Annotated in this window: 10 protein-coding genes; 4 read left to right on the plus strand and 6 right to left on the minus strand. The window is 74.0% G+C overall.

Annotated elements, in window-relative coordinates:
* Positions 1 to 9 precede the first annotated feature (9 nt).
* The 3 genes from AC07A6_RS14565 to AC07A6_RS14575 all read right to left on the minus strand — a co-directional run bounded on the left by AC07A6_RS14565 (position 10) and on the right by AC07A6_RS14575 (position 3,067).
* Positions 10 to 687: a DUF998 domain-containing protein gene (locus AC07A6_RS14565; protein WP_478777334.1), complete on the minus strand. Its 678-nt coding sequence runs from the start codon at positions 685 to 687 to the stop codon at positions 10 to 12.
* Between the two features lie 262 nt (positions 688 to 949).
* Complete coding sequence (locus tag AC07A6_RS14570; RefSeq protein WP_478777335.1) at positions 950 to 2,503, minus strand: NCS1 family nucleobase:cation symporter-1; 1,554 nt, start codon at positions 2,501 to 2,503, stop codon at positions 950 to 952.
* 168 nt (positions 2,504 to 2,671) lie between these two features.
* Entirely contained in the window at positions 2,672 to 3,067 is a 396-nt protein-coding gene (locus AC07A6_RS14575; protein WP_478777336.1) for a hypothetical protein, read from the minus strand.
* Positions 3,068 to 3,204: 137 nt separating this feature from the next.
* On the opposite strand from AC07A6_RS14575, the gene AC07A6_RS14580 reads away from it, so the two are divergent.
* On the plus strand, positions 3,205 to 3,639 hold the full coding sequence (locus AC07A6_RS14580; protein WP_362460041.1) for a hypothetical protein: 435 nt from the start codon (positions 3,205 to 3,207) through the stop codon (positions 3,637 to 3,639).
* Positions 3,640 to 3,648: 9 nt separating this feature from the next.
* On the opposite strand, the gene AC07A6_RS14585 is transcribed toward AC07A6_RS14580, so the two are convergent.
* Positions 3,649 to 4,218: a hypothetical protein gene (locus AC07A6_RS14585; protein ID WP_478777337.1), complete on the minus strand. Its 570-nt coding sequence runs from the start codon at positions 4,216 to 4,218 to the stop codon at positions 3,649 to 3,651.
* Positions 4,219 to 4,395: 177 nt separating this feature from the next.
* Here AC07A6_RS14585 and AC07A6_RS14590 point away from each other — a divergent pair, with 177 nt between their 5' ends.
* Positions 4,396 to 6,093, plus strand: a complete 1,698-nt coding sequence (locus AC07A6_RS14590; protein WP_478777338.1) for an ATP-binding cassette domain-containing protein — start codon at positions 4,396 to 4,398, stop codon at positions 6,091 to 6,093.
* A 73-nt stretch (positions 6,094 to 6,166) separates the two neighbouring features.
* Here the strand turns inward: AC07A6_RS14590 and AC07A6_RS14595 are convergent, their stop codons facing one another.
* Positions 6,167 to 7,150, minus strand: a complete 984-nt coding sequence (locus AC07A6_RS14595; protein WP_362460050.1) for a helix-turn-helix transcriptional regulator — start codon at positions 7,148 to 7,150, stop codon at positions 6,167 to 6,169.
* 223 nt (positions 7,151 to 7,373) lie between these two features.
* On the opposite strand from AC07A6_RS14595, the gene AC07A6_RS14600 reads away from it, so the two are divergent.
* A complete protein-coding gene (locus tag AC07A6_RS14600) occupies positions 7,374 to 8,786 on the plus strand; it encodes an aminopeptidase P family protein (RefSeq protein ID WP_478777339.1) in 1,413 nt (470 codons plus the stop codon).
* A gap of 117 nt (positions 8,787 to 8,903) precedes the next feature.
* On the opposite strand, the gene AC07A6_RS14605 is transcribed toward AC07A6_RS14600, so the two are convergent.
* Positions 8,904 to 9,254: a hypothetical protein gene (locus AC07A6_RS14605; protein WP_362460056.1), complete on the minus strand. Its 351-nt coding sequence runs from the start codon at positions 9,252 to 9,254 to the stop codon at positions 8,904 to 8,906.
* Positions 9,255 to 9,631: 377 nt separating this feature from the next.
* Between AC07A6_RS14605 and AC07A6_RS14610 the strand changes: the two genes are divergently transcribed.
* Positions 9,632 to 12,175, plus strand: a complete 2,544-nt coding sequence (locus AC07A6_RS14610; RefSeq protein WP_478777340.1) for a discoidin domain-containing protein — start codon at positions 9,632 to 9,634, stop codon at positions 12,173 to 12,175.
* Positions 12,176 to 12,283 lie beyond the last annotated feature (108 nt).

Genomic DNA, 12,283 nt, shown 5'->3' on the forward strand with positions numbered 1-12,283 from the left:
CGTTCCGCCTCAGCCGGCGCGGGTGAGGCGTGCCGCGGGCGTCGGTTCGTCCGTACGGGCCGTGGGGAGGGTGAGGCCGTGGACGGCCGCGGCGAGGGCCCAGAGGAGGAGGGGGAACGCGGCGACGCGCTCCATGCCGCCCATGCCGAGGCCCGCGTAGTGGTGCGAGAGGAAGGCGGCGAGGGCGGTGAGTGCGATGAGGCCCAGCAGGGTGGTGGCCCGGCGCATGAGGGGCGCAACCCTGTCCGCCAGGGCGGAGCCGGCCAGGACGAGCCCGAGGTTGCCCACCGCCATGATGAGGAGGGCGCCCAGGACGTGCTGGTTCTCGTTGACGTCGGCGGGAGCCAGCCCCGCCAGTACGAACCCCACGCCGGCACCCGCCAGCAGGATCCGGGCCGCGACGGCGGCGGCGCCCCTGCGCCACAGGGCTGCGCCGGTCAGGGCGAGGCCCACGAGGAGGAGTACCCCCAGGGTGATGAACGCGGTGTTCATCAGGCCGTGTTCGGGCGAGCAGACGTACCGCGGTTCGGGGTCCGCTTGCAGCGCGCAGTGGGCGTTGCCCAGATCGCTGATGTTGTTCCGCGCCCAGCTGTACGGGCTCGCCCAGGCCGACTCGGCGATCCCGTGGATCACGAAGAACTGCACCACGCCGGCCATCCAGGCCAAGTAGCCGATCCGCGCCTTCATTTGTCCGCCTTCCGTGGTCCGTCCCGCGTCGTGTGCGTCCCTTGGATTCCTTGGATTCCTTGGATTCCTTGGATTCCTTGCGGACAGATGATCACGCGGCGACGGGGCGGACACGCCGACGAACCCCCTGGACCGGGGTGGGGCAGGCCCTACCCCCTGTCCAGGACCGCCGCGACGGCTGCCACGAACCGCTCCCCCGCGCGGTCGACGCTGCCGTTCTGCGCGCTGATCCGGGCGCCCGTCGAGCCCGAGGTGCCGGCGGTCATGCCGGTTCCGGTCCGCCGTGGTCCCGCCCCGCTCCCGGTGGGGCGGGCCGCGCCCCGGTCATGAGTGCCGTGTAGAGCAGCAGGGACGCGGTCAGGCCCACCGCCCAGCCGTAGTCGGCGAGCGGCTTCAGGAAGGGGATCAGGCCCTCTTCGGGGAACGGGCCCTTGCCGGGGGCCGAGTGGGAGCCGCCGACGGCCAGGACGCCCCCGACGGCGAAGGCCGCGAGGGCCCGGAGGTTCCAGCCGCCCGTGTACCAGTACGGGCCGCCCTCCCGGTAGAGGTCGGGCAGCGAGAGCCGGGTGCGGCGCACGATCCAGTAGTCCGCGATGAGGACACCGGCGACCGTGCCGAGCAGCCCGCCGACCAGGCCGAGCCAGGTGAAGATGTACAGCTCGGGGGTGGAGGTCAGCTTCCACGGCATGATCAGTACGCCGACCACGCCGGTGATCAGCGCGCCCCGGCGGAAGTCGATCAGGCGGGGGGCCAGGTTGGCCAGGTCGTAGGCCGGGGAGACGACGTTGGCCGCGATGTTCACCGAGATCGTCGCGATCAGGACGGTGACCAGGGCGAACAGCAGCCCGAAGACGCTGTCGGCCTTGGCGACGAGCTCCACCGGGTCCCAGATCGGGGCGCCGTACACCGCCTCCGAGCCCGAGGTGACGAACACCGACAGCAGCGCGAAGAGGGTCATCGTCGTGGGGAGGCCTAGGCTTTGGCCCGCGATCTGGGAGCGCTGGCCGGCGCCGAAGCGCGTGAAGTCGGGGATGTTGAGGGAGAGCGTGGACCAGAAGGCGATCATGCCCATGAGGGAGGGGAAGAAGACCGGCCAGAAGTCCGCGCCCCAGCCGAGCCGGGACGGCTGGTCGAGCAGCTCGCCGAAGCCGCCCGCCTTCACCCCGATCCACACCAGCAAGACCAGCGCGCCGACGATGACGAAGGGCGCGGCCCAGTTCTCGAAGCGCCGCAGGGCCTCCATGCCCCGGTAGATGATGGCGAGTTCGAGGGCCCAGAAGAGGACGAAGCAGAGCCACAGGGTCCACGGCTCGCCGCCGATCTCCGCGGCCCCGGCCCAGCCGCCGAAGATCTTGCCGAGCAGGACGAAGATCCCGGATCCGCCGATCCAGGTCTGGATCCCGAACCAGCAGCAGGCCACGGCCGCCCGGATGAGCGCGGCCAGGTTGGCTCCGCGGACCCCGAAGGAGGCCCGGGCCAGCACCGGGAACGGGATGCCGTACTTGGGGCCGGCGTGGCCGGTGAGGAGCATCGGCACGAGCACGATGAGGTTGGCGAGCGCGATGGTGAAGACGGCCTGCTTCCAGTCCATCCCCAGGGCCACCAGCCCGGAGGCGAGCAGCCAGGAGGGGATGTTGTGCGCCATGCCGACCCACAGGGCCGTGAAGTTGTACGTGGTCCAGCGCCGGGCCTCGACCGGTACGGGGAGGAGGTCGGGGTTGGCGAAACGGCCGTCGGAGGGGACTTCGCCGGGGGCGAGCTCGACGCGGTCCCCGGTATCCCCGGTCCGGGCGGCCGGGTGGTGGTGGTCGGGCATGTGCGCACGCCCCCTCGGGTCGGGTGGAGGCCTCGGGCGGAGACCTCGCTCAGGGCTGGACACCGGTTCCCGGTCCATCGTCCCCCCGCGGTCGCTCCGGGGCGAGGGTCCGGCGGAGTCGGAAACCGCGGCGAACCCTGGAACGGGTGTGGCAGACCCTACAGCGGTTCACCGTCGGGAGAAGAGCCGGCGCAGCCGGCCGCCGCGGCGGGTGCGCTCCTCCTCCGCAGCCGCCGCCTCGGCGAGAGGCCAGGGGCCGCGGGATTCGAGCTCGTCGGCCAGCCGGGCCAGGAAGCCGCGGAACTCGGCTTCGCCGAAGGGGTCCTGTCCTTCGTACGGGTCGAACGTGCTCGCCAGCGGCGCATCGGTGGCCAGCACCGCCCGCAGCGCCGCCACCTGTTCGGCCATCGGCCGGTCGTAGAGCGGTTCGGCCTGCATGGCCGTCGCGTACCGGCGTACCGTCTCGTCGTCGAGCGCCGCGCCGGCGCCCTCCCGGTACATCGCCTGGTACAGGATGCAGTTGACCAGCCCGAACGCCCATGGCTTCGGCTTCGCAGCGGCCATCGCCGGCTCCTCCCCCTGACGGATGACGGACGTCACCGAAGGCCATCAAACCAGCCCGGGCCCGGTGCTGACGCGCCTCTTAGGGGTGTGGGGCGACAGTGGGGACCGTCACGCCTTGAGGGGGGAGTGCGATGCCGGTGCCGATGCCCATCCGCGTCCGGGGCCGCGCCGGGGACGGTCGGCCCGCGCCGCCGCGGCGTACCGTCACCCGCCTGCGCCTCACGTGCGTGTACGGCGGGGTCTTCATGCTGGCCGGGACCGCCCTGCTCGCCGTCGTCTTCCTGCTCGCGCGGCAGGCCGTGGACAGGGGCAACGAACCGGTGTTCGAGGTGCGTTCGGAAGGCACGCTGGTACTGGCCCCCGCCGACTGTGCGTGGCCGGGGGCCGGCGGGCAGGCGCCCTGCCCGCCGGCCTCCGACCGGCGGCCGCCCCGCGACCCGCTGACCTCGCCGGCGCTGCTCGTCCTGGCCGCACTCGGACCCCTGTCGGTCGTCGCGGGCTACGTGACGGCCGGGTACGCGCTGTCGCCGGTCCGGCGGATCGCCCGCACCGCCCGGGCGGCCGGCCGCTGAGGGGCCCCGTCACGTGCGTTCGTAGGCGACCTTCGCCAGCTGGACGGCCTGCTCGCGGGTCTCGTCGTCCACGATCTGCACGTTGATGCGGTACTGCTCGTTGCCGCCTTCGAGCCGGTACGCGGCGGGGGCGAGGCGGGCGAGCAGCTCGTCGTCCGTGTCGTAGGGGAGGCGGAGGTTGACCACGCCGTTGTGCGCGTAGACGTAGGCGAAGGCACCCTTCGGCGAGCCCTGTCGGCGCACCCTCAGGTAGTCCCCGTAGTCCAGGGCCGAATCCGCCCCGGCGCGGTGCCGCTTGACGCCGTGCACCTTGACGTCGGGCCAGGCGGTGGCCTCGGCGAGGAACCCGGTGAAGTGTTCGGCGGCAGGGTTCCCCCGCAGCAGTGCGCTCACCGCCGCCTGGCCTTCGTGTGCGACGCCCGGGACCGGGGCGGGGCCGGAACCCTCGGACGGAGCCGGGGAGCCGGCCACGACGACGCCGGTGGACGGCTTGTCGCCCTGGGCGAGGAGCTGCTGGATGACCTGGGACGCGTCGAGTTCCGCGGCCGTGCCCTCGAATTGGAAGACCGTCAGCTTCATGAGTTCCCCTCCGTTGTGTGAACTACTGGCAACTCTACCCAGTTCTCGTCCAGTTGTCGGGTAGTTCCACCAACTACGCTCGAACTGGGTTCAGCTATGACTCGCCCTCGGCACGGGGCGAACGGGAGCCGCCCCAGGCGAGACGCAGCGTCTTGCCAAAGGCGGGGAGTCCGCGTAATGTCTCGACGAGACGAGACGTCTCGTTCTGAACGAAAGGGGTCGCCTGTGCGTGCTTCAGCTGCCGGTAGTCAGGTCGTGCTGGCCGAGGTCGGCAAGCGGTACGGAACCCGGACGGTGCTGGACCGGGTCGGGTTCTCGGTGCGGCCCGGGGAGCGGGTCGGGGTCGTCGGGGACAACGGGTCGGGGAAGTCGACGCTGCTGAGGCTGCTGGCCCGGCAGGAACGGGCCGACGCGGGCGAGGTGTACGTACGGGCGCCCGGTGGCGTGGGGTACCTCGCCCAGACCCTCGGCCTGCCGGCCGGGGCGCGGGTCGGCGACGCCGTGGACCGTGCGCTGGCCGGGCTGCGGGAACTGGAACGGCGGATCCGGGCGGCCGAGGAGCGGCTCCATCTGGCCGGGCCCGAGGAGGTCGAGGCGTACGGGCGGCTGGTCGCCGAGTACGACGCGCGGGGCGGACGGGACGCCGACCGGCGGGTGGCCGCCATCCTGCGGCGGCTCGGTGAGCGGGAGCCGATCGAGCGGGGGCGGGTGCTCGGGACGCTGTCCGGCGGGCAGCGCTCGCGGCTGGCGCTGGCCGCGGCCCTGGCGGCCGAGCCGGAGCTGCTGCTGCTCGACGAGCCGACCAACGACCTGGACGACGAGGCCGTCGGATGGCTGGAGGAGCACCTGCTGCGGCGGACCGGCACGCTCGTGGCCGTCACCCACGACCGGATGTTCCTGGACCGGGTCACCACCGCGGTCCTGGAGGTGGACCACGAACGGCTCGCGGTGCACCGGCACGGCAACGGCTACGCCGGGCACCTGGTCGCGCGTGCCGCGGCGCGGGCCCGGTGGGAGCGCGAGTACGAGGAGTGGGTCGAGGAGACGCGGCGCGTCGAGCGGCTCGCCGACGGCAACATCGGGCGGCTGGCGCAGATCCCGCGGAAGGCGCCGGCCGCGTTCAGCGGCGCCGGGGCCTTCCGCGCCCGGTCGCGGGCGCACGGGGCGATGAGCCGCATCCGCAACGCGCGGGAGCGGCTGGCCCGGCTGACGGAACATCCGGTTCCGGCACCGCCGCAGCCGCTGCGGTTCACCGGGCGGTTCGGGGCCGAGGAGGGCCCGGGCGGTGGGGTGGACGTCCAGGGGCTGGCCGTGCCGGGGCGGCTCGCGCCGGTGTCGTTCCGGCTGGAGCCGGGTGAGCGGATGCTGGTCACCGGTCCCAACGGGTCGGGCAAGTCGACCCTGCTGCAGGTGCTCGCGGGTCTGGTGCCGGCCGGGGGCGGGAGCGTACGGGCGGCGGGACGGGTCGGGCTGCTGCGGCAGGACGATCCCTGGTCCGGTGAGGGCCGTTCCGCGGCGGGGGCGTTCGGGGAGGAGGTCGCGGAAGCCCTGGTGCGGCTCGGGCTGCTGGGCGCGGCCGACGCGGACCGGCCGCTCCGGGAGCTGTCCGCGGGGCAGCGGCGCAAGGCGGAGCTCGGCAGGCTCGTCGCCGGCGGGCCGTACGACCTGCTCCTTCTCGACGAGCCGACCAACCATCTGGCGCCGGGGGTGGTGGAGGACCTGGAAGCGGCGCTCGCGCCGTACGCCGGGACCCTGGTCGTCGTCAGCCACGACCGGCGGCTGCGGGCCGCCTTCTCCGGGAAGCGCCTGGTCCTGGGCGGGGCGGGGGTCCCGGACGCGTCCCGCCCCGCCGCGGGGGTCCCGGCCGGGCGGTGACCGCCCGGCCTCCGGAGCCCCCGCCCGCTCCCCCGCCCGCTCACCCGCCCCCGCCCGCTCCCCGCGCCCGCGCTCACAGCCAGCCGTTGCGCTGTGCCTGGAGGGCCATCTGGAAGCGGTTCTCGGCGCCCAGGCGGGCCATCAGGATCTGGAGCCGGCGGAAGAAGGTGCGGCGGCTGATGCCCAGTTCGCGGGCGATGACCTCGTCGCTCGCGCCGCCGGCGAGGAGGCGGAGCAGGCGGCGGTCGGCCGGGGGCAGGCCTGCCGGGCGGGTGGCGCGGCCGTGGAAGGGGAGGGCCTGCTGCCAGGTCTGCTCGAACAGGGCCAGCAGTGCGGAGAGCAGGCCGCACGGCTGCACCACCAGCATCGTGTTGTGCACGTCCGCCTCCCTGATCGACAGGGACACCAGCGCGTACGCCTCGTCGATGATCACCAGCTTGACCGGTACCGTCGGCGCCACCCGGGCCTGCTCGCCGGCCTCGATGCACGGCTCGATGGCCGTCTCCAGCTGCCCGGGCACCTCCAGTGAGGCCTTGGAGTAGACGACCCGCTGCGTCACGCCGCGGGCGAGGGTCCCGAGCGCGTCGTCAAGGGCGCCGGCCAGCGGGAAGTAGGGCGGCGAGTCGAGCTGGCGGATCTGCGCGCGGGCGCTGGTCCAGGCCTGGCGCATCCTCGGGCCGATGGCGTCGCCGGTCACCACCTCGACGAGGTTGTCGTTGTACGCCGCGAGCCGCTGGCGGCGGAAGGACTCGAACGCGCCGCCCACGGCGATGCGCGACCCTTCGAGCTCGGCCGCCCGGTGCCTGGCGAGGATCTCCAGGCCCGCGGCGGGCGGCACCGGCGCCACCACGTCCGCGCCCTCCGCGGCGGCGCTGGCGAGCCCGGCGTCGACCAGCTCGGCGTAGGCGGCGGCGAGCCCGGCGCCGTCCAGCCCGGCCGCCTCCCCGATCTCGGCGAGCGGGGCGGGGGCCAGTTCGAGGAGTGACAGGTACACGCGGCCCGCCGCGGGGCCGATCCCCAGCATCCGCAGGGCCTCGCCCAGTTTCGCGTTCGCCATGCACCGCATTATCGACGACCGCGCGGGGTCGGACTGGCCGATCAGTGCCACTGGCACCGGCGGCCCTCCCGGGCGTGCCGTCCCGCAGTACCGTCCGGGAACCGCCGGGCCTCACGGCCGTAGTCGCCTCACGGCCGGCGGTGCCTCACGGCCGTTCGGTGCCGCACGGCCGGCGGGCCCCATCCGCAAGACGGAAGACGGACAACGGAAGAAGGAGAAGGACGTGGCGAAGGGTCGCAAGAACGGCCTCTACTCGGGGGTCTCCGAGGAACTGTCCGCCCTGATGAGGACGGGCTGGGCGGACACCGAACAGCACGGCCTCCCGCTCGACGAGCAGGCCCCGTACGCGGCCCACCGCCGCGCCGCGCTCTCCGCGCGCTTCCCCGGCGAGCGTCTGGTCATCCCGTCGGGCAACCTCAAGACCCGCTCGAACGACGACACCTACCCGTTCCGCCCGCACTCCGGCTACGTCCACATGACCGGGGACCGGGGCCGCGACTGCGCGCTCGTCCTCGAACCCCGCCCGGACGGCGGCCACGACGCGTACTGCTACCTGCTGCCGCGCGACGGCCGGGACACCGACGAGTTCTGGCTGGGCTACACGGCGGAGCTGTGGATGGGCCGGCGCCGTTCCCTCGCCGAGTCGGAGCGCGTGCTCGGGATGTCCTGTCGCGACGTCCGCGGCCTGGCGGACGATCTGGCCGCCACGCCCGGCGTGCCCACCCGTATCGTCCGCGGCGTCGATCCGGCGCTGGAGGCGGCGGTCACCACCGACGCCGTGCGGGACGACGAGCTGGAGGAGGCGCTGAGCGGGCTCCGGCTCGTCAAGGACGCCTGGGAGATCGGCGAGATGCGCAAGGCCGTCGACTCCACCGTGCGCGGTTTCACCGACTGCGTCGGCGAGCTGTCGCGGGCGGTCGCCTCCTCCGAGCGGTGGATCGAGGGCACCTTCTTCCGCCGGGCGCGGCTGGAGGGCAACTCCGTGGGCTACGGCTCGATCTGCGCCGCCGGTGAGCACGCCACGATCATGCACTGGACCGACAACGACGGTCCGGTGCGCCCCGGCGACCTGCTCCTGCTCGACGCCGGCGTGGAGACGCACACCCTCTACACCGCCGACGTCACCCGTACCCTGCCGATCAGCGGCGTCTTCACGCCGGTGCAGCGCAGGGTGTACGACGCCGTGTACGAGGCCCAGGAGGCGGGCATCGCCGCCGTGAAGCCGGGGGCCGCGTACCGCGACTTCCACATCGCGGCGCAGCGGTACCTGGCGGAGAAGCTCGTCGAGTGGGGCTTCATCGAGGGCCCGGCGGACCGCGCCTTCGAGCTCGGGCTGCAGCGCCGCTTCACCATGGCCGGCACCGGCCACATGCTCGGGCTGGACGTCCACGACTGCGCCGAGGCCCGCAACGAGGAGTACGTGGACGGCGTGCTGGAGCCGGGCATGGTGCTCACGGTGGAGCCTGGCCTGTACTTCCAGCCGGACGACCTCACGGTGCCCGAGGAGTGGCGCGGCATCGGCGTCCGGATCGAGGACGACCTGCTGGTGACCGCCGACGGCAGCGAGAACCTCTCGGCGGGCCTGCCGCGCTCGGCGGACGAGGTCGAGGCGTGGATGGCCCGCGTCGCGGGCTGACGCGGGCCGACGCAGGCTGACGCGGGCCGGGCCCCTCTTCCGCCGTCGGCGGGGAGGGGTCCACGCCGTCCACGCCGTATCCGCCCCGGGGCCTTCGGGTCCCGGGGCGCAGGTGTCTCAGGCGCCGGCCCGCGCTCCGGTGACGGCCGGGGTGCGGCGTGCGATCCGCATCCGGGCCCCGGTGTACTCCACCGTCTCGCCCGGCAGGATCAGCAGCCCGGCCTCGCCCGCCTCACCGGTCTCGCCCGCCTCACCGAGTTCACCGGTCTCGCCGAACTCACCCGGCTCACCGGCCTCGCCGTCCGGCGCCGGCCCGATCGGCCGGACCTGGACCGCCTGGCCCAGCCCGCCGGCCATGAACACCGTCGGGTCGACCTCCCAGCCGTGGCCGGCCAGCCAGCGCTCCAGCGCCTCGCCGTCCGCCGCCTCCGCCCAGCGCGGCCATGCGTACGTCGTCGTGCTCTCCATGCCTACCCCCTGTAGCTGATGGGACCACCGGCCCAGATGGTGCCACCCGGCTCTGACAACGGCTGCGTGAATTCCGTGCCGGGCAACGGCCACGGGAACGTCTCTCCTTGAGGCCCCGATACGGGTGTCCGGTTTCGTCCTGGGGATCGAAGGACCGCCTCCCGCCGCGCCTTGGAATCCGCACCTCCCGAGTGTGGGCGACACCACTCGAAGGTGGCGGGGCACGTCACCGCCGGGCCCGGCGGAGGGGATCGTTCCGGGTTCGGCGGCGCGGGTTCGCGCCAACTCCCCCGTTCGGCGGTCGAGTTGATCTGCGCTGACCTATGTTCGAGGGGCTTCAGCGGTTCACGCTCCACGACTCGCCCAGGAGGTCCGATTTGCAGCCCAGACGCATACGCGCCCTAGCCCGAGCGTTACGCCGCTCCCCCCTGCTCATCGCCTTCGCCCTCGGCTCGCTGCTCGTCGGGCTCACCCCCTGGCTGGGCGTGGCCAGCACCGGGCCCCGGCCCGCGCCGGCGCCGGGGGCCCCCGGTCAGCAGGCGGCGCGGCAGTCGCCGCACCACGGCGTGGCCCCGGCGAACGCCATGGAGCCGACGGCGCCCGTCCTCGACCGGACCGGATGGACGGCCACGGCGAGCGACGAGGAGACGTCGGGCGAGAACGGCCGCGCGGCCAACGTCCTCGACGGGAACGCGGCCACCATCTGGCACAGCAAGTGGACGGGCACCCCCGCCCCGCTGCCGCACACCATCACCCTCGACATGCACCGCACGGCGGTGGTCTCGGCGCTCGTCTACCAGCCCCGCACGGGCGGGGCCAACGGGCGCGTCGGTGAGTACAGCATCAGCGTCAGCGCCGACGGCCAGAACTGGGGCGGCCCGGTCGCCACCGGCACCCTCGCGGACGACGCCAGTGCCAAGACCCTCGGATTCGCCCCGCAGGGCGCCCGGTTCGTACGGCTCACCGCATCCACCGAGGCCGGCAACCGCGGTCCGTGGACCTCCGCCGCGGAGCTCAACCTGCTCGGCGACCCCGGCACCCCGGCCGCCACCGTCGACCTGCCCCGGACGGGATGGACGGCCACGGCGAGCGACGAGGAGACCACCGGGGAGAACGGCCGCGCGGCCAACGTCCTCGACGGGGACTCCGCCACCATCTGGCACAGCAGGTGGTCCGGGACCCCGGCCCCGCTGCCGCACAGCATCACCGTCGACATGCACCGCACGGCGGCCGTCTCCGCCCTGGTCTACCAGCCGCGCAACGACGGCCCCAACGGGCGCGCGGGCGCGTACACCGTCACCACCAGCACCGACGGCACCACCTTCGGCGCACCGGTCGCGGCGGGCACCTGGCGTGACGACGACACCGTCAAGACCGCCACCTTCACCCGCACCGAGAACGCCCGCTACGTACGCCTGACCGTGACCGGCGAGGCCGGCAACCGCGGGCCCTGGACCTCCGCGGCCGAGATCCGCCTGAGCGGACCTGCCGACCCGGGCGCCCACGGCTCCTGGGACCGGATCACCGGCTTCCCGCTGGTGCCGGTGGCCACCGCCGTCCTGCCGGGCGACAAACTCCTGGCCTGGTCGGCGTACGCGGTCGACCGCTTCGGCGGCAGCAACGGCTACACCCAGACCGCGATCCTGGACCTGAAGACCGGGAAGGTCACCCAGCGCCGGATCGACAACACCGGCCACGACATGTTCTGCCCGGGCATAGCGATGCTGGCCGACGGGCGGGTGCTGGTCACCGGCGGCAGCAACGCGGAGAAGGCCAGCATCTACGACCCGGCCGCCGACACCTGGTCCGCGACCACCAGCATGAACATCGCCCGCGGCTACCAGGCCATGACCCTGCTCTCCACCGGCGAGGCCTTCGTCCTCGGCGGCTCCTGGAGCGGGGCAGCGGGCGACAAGGCCGGCGAGGTCTGGTCCCCGGACACCCGCACCTGGCGCAGGCTCCCCGGCGTCCCCGCCTCCCCGGCGCTGACGGCCGACCCGGCCGGCGCCTACCGCGCCGACAACCACATGTGGCTGCACGCCACCTCGGGCGGCAAGGTGCTCCAGCTGGGCCCGAGCAAGCAGATGAACTGGATCACGACCGGCGGGAACGGCAGCATCACCCCGGCCGGCCCCCGGGCCGACAGCCAGGACGCCATGACCGGCAACGCCGTCGCGTACGACATCGGCAAGCTGCTCACCCTGGGCGGCTCGCCCGCGTACGAGAAGGCGCCCGCCACCCGGCGCGCGTACACCGTGAGCATCGACGGCGGCAGCGGCCAGGTGCAGGCCGCGCGCACCGGCGACATGGGCTACGCCCGCGCGTTCGGCAACAGCGTCGTCCTGCCCGACGGCAAGGTCGCCGTGTTCGGCGGTCAGGCGTACCCGGTGCCGTTCAGCGACGCCACGTCCGTACTGACCCCCGAGCTGTGGGACCCGGCGACCGGGAGCTTCACCCCGCTCGCCTCCATGGCCGTCCCGCGCAACTACCACAGCGTGGCGAACCTGCTGCCCGACGGGCGGATCTTCTCCGGCGGCGGCGGGCTGTGCGGCGACTGCGCCACCAACCACGCCGACGGGGCGGTGTTCACGCCGCCGTACCTGCTCAACGCGGACGGCTCGCCCAAGCCGCGCCCCGTCATCACCGGCGGCGTGCCGCCCCGGGCCGCGGCGGGGGCCTCGCTCACCGTCGCGGCCGAGGGGCAGGTGGCCTCGTTCGTCCTGATGCGGGCCGCGGCCGCGACCCACTCCACGGACAACGACCAGCGGCGGGTGCCGCTGGTGTCCACGGCCGCGGGGAACGGCACGTACACGGTGTCCGTCCCGGCCGACAAGGGCGTGGTCCTGCCGGGGACCTACATGCTCTTCGCCCTGGACGCCCAGGGGGTGCCGAGCACCGCCAAGTTCATCACCGTCTCCTGACGGGAGCACGGCCGCGGGGGGGGGGGGGGGGGGGGGGGGGGGGGGGGGGGGGGGGGGGGGGGGGGGGGGGGGGGGGGGGGGGGGGGGGGGGGGGGGGGGGGGGGGGGG

Source organism: Streptomyces sp. NPDC044002 (assembly GCF_056434525.1).

Excerpts from the sequence above, each read along its gene's own strand:
- AC07A6_RS14575 (WP_478777336.1), bottom strand. The coding sequence starts at position 3,067 with ATGGCCGCTGCGAAGCCGAAGCCATGGGCGTTCGGGCTGGTCAACTGC.
- AC07A6_RS14570 (WP_478777335.1), bottom strand. The coding sequence starts at position 2,503 with ATGCCCGACCACCACCACCCGGCCGCCCGGACCGGGGATACCGGGGAC.
- AC07A6_RS14595 (WP_362460050.1), bottom strand. The coding sequence starts at position 7,150 with ATGGCGAACGCGAAACTGGGCGAGGCCCTGCGGATGCTGGGGATCGGC.
- AC07A6_RS14585 (WP_478777337.1), bottom strand. The coding sequence starts at position 4,218 with ATGAAGCTGACGGTCTTCCAATTCGAGGGCACGGCCGCGGAACTCGAC.
- AC07A6_RS14590 (WP_478777338.1), top strand. The coding sequence starts at position 4,396 with ATGTCTCGACGAGACGAGACGTCTCGTTCTGAACGAAAGGGGTCGCCT.
- AC07A6_RS14565 (WP_478777334.1), bottom strand. The coding sequence starts at position 687 with ATGAAGGCGCGGATCGGCTACTTGGCCTGGATGGCCGGCGTGGTGCAG.
- AC07A6_RS14605 (WP_362460056.1), bottom strand. The coding sequence starts at position 9,254 with ATGGAGAGCACGACGACGTACGCATGGCCGCGCTGGGCGGAGGCGGCG.